Raw genomic sequence first — 6,042 nt, forward strand, 5'->3', positions numbered from 1 at the left:
TAACGAGATTTTCAAGATGTAAAATAATCAGTAAATGCAGCATTGTAAATGATTGATCATTTTTGCTATAGATGTTTTTCTTTTTTTCACATTTCCCTAAGAATTGGTGAGAATCTGACTTAAGCTTTTAAAGCCAATCTTCAAACTCGGCATTGTTATAGTTATGGTGACTTTAGAACTATAGATTTAAAAATAGAATTAATGTTTGTTACGCTTGCCTAAGTTTAGAAAATAAAATCCATAAACAAAATGCTATTTTTTTAGAAAAATATGCTATTGAATTTAAAGGTGTTGTATATTTTTTTTATTGTTTATGGCGTTTTATTTTATACAACTATTAATAAGCACATATATTAAAAGCATTCAACAGTAAATCAAATAAATACAATAAATTACTATGAAGGCAGCCTATTTATACGTTCGTGTAAGTACGGACGAACAAAAAAGAAAAGGTTACTCTTTGCCGGAGCAGGAGGACAGGTTATTGAAATATTGCAAATATTATGATATCGAGGTCAAAGGAATTTATCGCGAAGATTACTCTGCAAAGAATTTCAATAGACCGGAATGGAATCGATTGTTTTCAGAAATCAAAAAGAAATCCTCAGGAGAAGACAAAAATATATTATTTATCAAATGGGATCGATTCAGTCGTAATGTTGAGTATGCGTACGAAATGATTGGAAAGCTCCGGAAATATAACACAACAGCAAAGGCTATTGATCAGCCAATTGATTTCTCTGTGCCGGAAAGTACAGTTATGCTGGCAGTATATTTAGCTGTTCCTGAAGCAGAAAATACGCGGAGAGCCCAAAACACAGCAAATGGTATGCGACGGGCAAAGCTGATGGGCAGACATCCCAGTAAGGCACCATTAGGATTTATTAATTTGACATTAATAGATGGCAAAAAAGGTATCGCTCCCAAAGAGCCTGAAGCCGAAATTATAAAATGGGCTTTTAATCAAGTTGCCAAGAACGATCATAAAATATCCGAAATAATTAAAATAGTTAATGATAAAGGATTAGTATGCTCAAGGTCACACTTCTTTAGGATTTTACATAATCCTGTATATTGTGGGCTTATACCAGTCACATTAGATTCTGGTGAAGAGCATATGGTGAAAGCATTGCACGAACCATTGATATCTGAGTCTTTGTTTAATCAGATTCAGTCCGTTATTAATACAAGAAGAAAAACTACTTCAAAAAGAGATGATTTACAATCAATGTTTTTTCTTAGAGGTTTTTTAACCTGCCCAGGTTGTAATCGAAAACTTAGCGGAAGTGTGTCACAAGGAAGATCAAAAACGTATCCGTATTATCATTGTCATAGTGGTTGTAAAACAAGGATAAATGCGTTCGTCCTTAATGATTGTTATCAAAATAAGCTTCAACAATTGATACTTTCAAGTAGTGCAATTAAATTATTTAAGGACATTTTAGAAGACCGGAATATAAGGACACAGAAAGCAAGTTATTTATACTCACAAAAAGTATTAGAGCGGAAAATAAATGAGGAGGAGCTGACCCTTTCTCGAGGCAGAAAATTATTTATAGCTGGAATATTAAAAATTGATGACTATAACGAATTAAAAAAAGAGAATCAAGTCAGTACCAAAAATCTTAAGAAGGAAGCACGTGACATTACTGTTAAATTAAAAGCTATTGATAGAAAAAATCAGATAGAAGAAAGAGCATTAGTTGAAATCTTTCAAAGATTTTCTGAATTTGAGACTTCAGATAAAAGACATCTTGTAAATCTTATTCCGCCGACCGATATTGATTTTAAAACAGGAGATCTATCTTTGGATTTAAATCAAGCATTTTTAAAAATACTATCAAAAAAAAAGAAAAAGAAAAACTAATAGGAAAAATGAATTTCATTGAGAAGAATGTTTCAGTAGAAAAAGCCGTTATTACTCTTTCTAAAAACGGTATTCAGGTAGATGAGAAGGAAGCTAAAATTATTTTGGAATTACTATATTTAGTATCAAAAAATCACGAAAAACCAAAAGAAAAAAAAATCCTATATCCTTAACGGGATTTCGAACCATCGTCTAGCTTCGATTAAATCTCTAATAAAGACACTTTAAGCCTGTTTATTTCAAACAGGCTAAGAATTCCTTGTGAAAAATCGAACCACAAATGTTAGGCTGTAAAGGCTTGAAAAGTCTACATGTTTGTGCATAAAAAAAGAGACAACTATATGATAGTTGTCTCCTTAAGTGACCTTACTGAACAATTTACAAACCATTTTATGAATGATTTAAAGAAATTGGCTTACTTTCAAGTGAATTTGTAAGATAATTATTTTGATTTTTTATTTGGAAGCGGTTTGTATGTATTGTAAGGGTTAAAAGTTAAAAAATGTTAAAACATCTATATATTTATATTTATTAAGATATAAAGGTTTAGAAAAAATTTTTGACAATAAAATTTATTACTTCCTGAAGAAAGTGAGCCAGTTTTTAGTAAAATTATATAATAATTCGTAGATTATTCAAATTAAAATTTGGTAAGGATACTAGTGTTTTCATATTGCTTTAATCCAATCAGAAAGTAATTGAATTGGACATTTAATTTGCCTATTTTCTGGACGATAAAAAATATTTAATTAACTCATTAAATGTCGTTCGATTGAGGTTAAAAATTGATTTATTTCTATAAAATACTATACAATTCTACAACTATTATCGAGGATTTTGAAAGAATGTTTTAAGTTAAGGTAAAATTGTCTTTCTATGGCTCTATAAATTACAATCTTGTATTTAAATAAATCTTTTTCATTTTTTTATGGTTTGATAAGTCTTCCCGATATTTTGTGTACATATGTGTAGTTGAATGGTTTGCTGAACTTATTTAATATTCTCATTAACATTTTGTGGCATGATAGTACCAAGTCCAGAGCAAAAATTGCCATGACTTGACATAAGCAAAAACGATACTTGGACGAGAAGCTCTAGTTAATGTTGTTGATTTTTATACTTGTGCATAAAAGTTAATGTATTTTAAAAAAAATATTGTAGCTTTAAACTGTATAATAATTTGAAATTGTTTATTTTTTAGTAGATTATGTAAGGTTTCGGCAATTTCAGATTTTAAGCACGCTAATATTCAGGAACAGATTTTGTATCAACGAGGAATAGAATCTGCCATTTGGTGCATGCTGGCAGTACATTTTCAACTAGCGGTTGATGCTTTTGCTAAAATCAACTGCACCTGAATCCGGCGAATCAAATTGAATTCCAACGGACCCTAAAGGGAAATTTAAAATTTTAGCCCGCTTTTAAGGCCCAACTCCAAAGCTGTATGATCAGAGGTGGAAACTAAATGACGTAGAAAAAATTAAATAAGCTATAGTTATTTTTTAAATTTTAAAAGATGAAAAACAAATTGATTTTAATCATTGTACTTCTTGCAATGACAGCGTGCAATCAGAATAAAAGTGATAAAAATGGAACATTATCTTCTGCAGAAACTGATGCTGATGTTTCAGGCAAATTTTCGGATTCAGTACCGAATGGCCCCGATGTAAATGTAAAGATTACAGAATCTTATGCAAGACAGGTCGCAAGAGATGCCTATTTCTGGGCTTGGCCAATGGAAAACATTTACAACAGACGTCTTGCGTTCAAGCAGTCACCAAAAGTAGGTCTTATGAATGGCGTACTGCCATTTGCGCCATTAAATTCTTTGGCAATGTTGCATGATTATATTAAGCCTGAACAGCGCTGGGTTGCCTGTCCAAATCAGGATGTGGTTTACGGAGCTGCTATTGCCGCTCTTGATGAGACTCCCGTCGTGATACAGGTTCCGGATTTTGGCAAGCGTTTCTGGGTATATCAGGTGGTGGATCTTCGCACAGATGCTTTTGCCCAGCTTGGGAAGATGTATGGTACAAAACCAGGGTTTTACATGCTGGCGGGGCCTAACTGGAAAGGAGAGGTGCCTAAAGGAATCACTAAAGTATTTTACAGCAAAACAGGCACAGCCTTTATTGTACCTAGAGTTTTTCAGGATGATACGCCCTCAGATAAAAATGCAGTCCAGGCCATAATTAATTCTATTGATGTCTATGCTCTGGATAAATTTGACGGAAAAATGAAACAGCAGGACTGGAGTAGGCTTCCATCCTTAGGTTCGCCGACAAAAGATGGCGGATCTGAAGAAACGAAATGGGTCTTTCCAGATACCTTTTTCGATCAGCTTCCTATTGTATTGAAAGATGCTCCTCCATTGCCCGGCGAGGAAGCTCGTTACGCACAGGTACTGTCGGTGATCGAAGCAGCAAAGAAAGATCCTGCATTGAAAAAAGCGATGATTGATGAAGCCCATAAAGCGGACAAAGAACTGGTTGATCCATTACTGCAATTTCGCAACTGGGGAATACCTCTTCCAGGGAACTGGACTACTGCCGATAACTGTGCTGCCTTTGGAACGGATTATTTCACCCGTACAGCCATAGCAAAATCCAATATACTGGTGAATGCAGGTAAAGAAACAAAGTATTTTTATCAGGATCTCGATTCAAAAGGATCTCGACTGAATGGTTCTAAACAGTATACCCTGACATTTGCAAAAGGTAACCTTCCGCCTGTAGACGGCTTCTGGTCTCTTACACTTTATGACGAGCATCACTTTTTCTATCCCAATGTCATAAAACGCTATTCGGTTGGAACCAAAAACCGGGATTTAAAGTACAATGTCGATGGTTCCCTTACATTGTATGTGCAGCATGCGGAGCCGGAAGGGGACAAAAAAGCCAATTGGCTGCCAAGCCCTGCAGATGATTTCTGTTTATATTTCAGATGCTACGGCCCAAAGCAGTCCGTAATTAAAAATCAATGGACGCCTCCGTCTGTAGTAAAAATTTAATTTCAGTCAAAAAGAGAAAGTAAAGGAAAAAATTATTTTAAGTTGATTATATAGTAAAAATAAATAAAAAATGGCGCCAATTGTCTTCAATTGGCGCCATTTGGCGTTGTGACCTCGACAGGACAAATTACAACATCATTTCTGGATGATTTAAAGAAATTAGCTTACTACATGTAGTGCCTGTCTTTCATTGGCTTTATAAATTTGGTTTGGATGTTCTGTTAGGATTGATGTAAAAATTATAGAAACTAAATTGGTTTATGGCAGTAAACTAATATACAATTCTACAAATATTATGTAGGATTCGAGAAGATTATTGTCATTAAGCCAGAATTGTCTTTATTTGGCTCTATTATCGAACAGGACTATCGTTTTGTCAAATAGCTGATAAAAAACGAATTAGGTTTTAAAAGTTTTTAATCTGCAAAAAGAACTCTAAACGGAATTGAAGTTGTGCATATGCTTCGGAAGAATCAGTTGATTAGACCGGGATCTCTATATTTAAAGCATTCTGTACGCTGGCGGGTTAACTTTTATATCCCCTAAATTCTTAGATTTGATTTTGACAGATACGACAGAACCTAAAAGTGTCATTTTAATTGATTTTGTTGCATTTGAAAATGAAATTTTAAAAATCATTAAAAACTGAATACTAATCTCGCTTTATGCCTCAATTTTATTTTTAAAACACCTTGCTATGATTATTATAAGAAAATTACTAGAGTCTTAAATGCTTTGAAGCTTAAAGCATTAGTTTTTTTTTATTGCTAAGCAGTTATGTTAAATATTGTTTCATTTTATAATTTGCAACATGAAATTGTTGTTGCAACAGTTTTTTTTTTATCTATTTGTTTACTTTTGTAAGAAATAACGTTATTGTATAAAAAAAATTTAATAATTGCTTACTTACTTTAATTGTAGCCTTAACTATGTATGATAATGCAAGATATTCCCTAGATGTACTGCCACGTTCTTTAATTCAAAAAATTGCAGCACTGTCATTTAGAAAATTGATTGCGTCGTCTTACATCATATTCTATCTTCTTTCCGCCATCTGAATTTATTCCTATTCGCACTTTTTATTTGCCCGTACTATTAATATGTGCTTTACATGATCTAAGGCTTTATTTTTTTGCAGTTGTGGTACTTATTTTAATGCTATATA

Annotated in this window: 3 protein-coding genes; all 3 read left to right on the forward strand. The window is 33.1% G+C overall.

Annotated elements, in window-relative coordinates; translation table 11 throughout:
• Positions 1-397 precede the first annotated feature (397 nt).
• On the forward strand, positions 398-1,867 hold the full coding sequence (locus HYN86_RS14280) for a recombinase family protein (RefSeq protein ID WP_113678644.1): 1,470 nt from the start codon (positions 398-400) through the stop codon (positions 1,865-1,867).
• A gap of 8 nt (positions 1,868-1,875) precedes the next feature.
• On the forward strand, positions 1,876-2,040 hold the full coding sequence (locus HYN86_RS14285; protein WP_113678645.1) for a PTS sugar transporter subunit IIBC: 165 nt from the start codon (positions 1,876-1,878) through the stop codon (positions 2,038-2,040).
• Positions 2,041-3,383: 1,343 nt separating this feature from the next.
• Positions 3,384-4,877, forward strand: coding sequence for a DUF1254 domain-containing protein (locus HYN86_RS14290; protein WP_113678646.1), 1,494 nt, complete (start codon positions 3,384-3,386; stop codon positions 4,875-4,877).
• Positions 4,878-6,042 lie beyond the last annotated feature (1,165 nt).

The sequence above is a fragment of the Flavobacterium fluviale genome, assembly GCF_003312915.1.
GTDB lineage: Bacteria > Bacteroidota > Bacteroidia > Flavobacteriales > Flavobacteriaceae > Flavobacterium > Flavobacterium fluviale.